At 60.9% G+C, this 722-nt stretch carries 1 protein-coding gene; it reads right to left on the bottom strand.

The annotated features are described in order from the left end of the window. The coding region (locus GSQ92_RS29155) for an SDR family NAD(P)-dependent oxidoreductase (RefSeq protein WP_159014847.1) at positions 1 to 465 on the bottom strand (465 nt) is incomplete at its 3' end. Between the last annotated feature and the right edge of the window lie 257 nt (positions 466 to 722).

The raw sequence follows: 722 nt of genomic DNA, 5'->3' as shown, positions 1-722 counted from the left end.
GAACATAGCCTCCCAGTCCTCGTCCTTCGTTTCCTCGAGCGACGGCGTCGGGACTTGGAAAGCTGCATTGTTGACGAGCACGTCGATCTTGCCGAAGAACTCGGTGGTTCTGGCGACAATCGCGCGCGCCTCGGCTGATTTGGAGATATCGGTCGGCAACAGTAAGGCGCGAACGCCGGCCTGAGTAATCAGCGCCTCGACCTCACGCGCTTCGGCCTCTTCAGCCGACAGATAGGCAATGGCGACATCGGCGCCTTCGCGGGCGAAGGCGATCGCAACAGCGCGGCCGATGCCGCTGTCTCCGCCCGTGATCAACGCTGCCTTACCAGCAAGGCGACCGCTGCCCCTGTGGCTTTCCTCGCCATGGTCTGGCTTAGGGTTCATCGGGGCCGTTTTGCCAGGAAAGCTCTGCTGTTGTGGCTCGAAGGGAGGGCGCGGATAGAGGGTCGTAGGATCTTGAGACATGGGAAAGTTCCGCCTGGGAAGAAGTGACCCGGTCACGCGACCGGACGAAACCCTCAGATGCGGCGATCACCCGCCCGCTCCAATGCGCAGCCGAGTCACACTATCTCGATGGGGAGCCCCCATTGAGTTTTTACGACCCTTATCCGTCGTCTGCTGCGGATCCGAAGACGGCGCTCGTTTGATGCTTATCAACGTCATCGTCGGTTGCAGGCCTCTGCGGACAAGTCTTGTTCCGTGCTAGCGTCGGACCATCTCGA

Source organism: Acidisoma sp. S159 (assembly GCF_009766125.1).
In the GTDB taxonomy this organism is placed as follows: Bacteria; Pseudomonadota; Alphaproteobacteria; order Acetobacterales; family Acetobacteraceae; genus Acidisoma.
The sequence above is the reverse complement of the archived record's forward strand: the minus strand, read 5'-3'. Positions and strand labels throughout refer to the sequence as shown.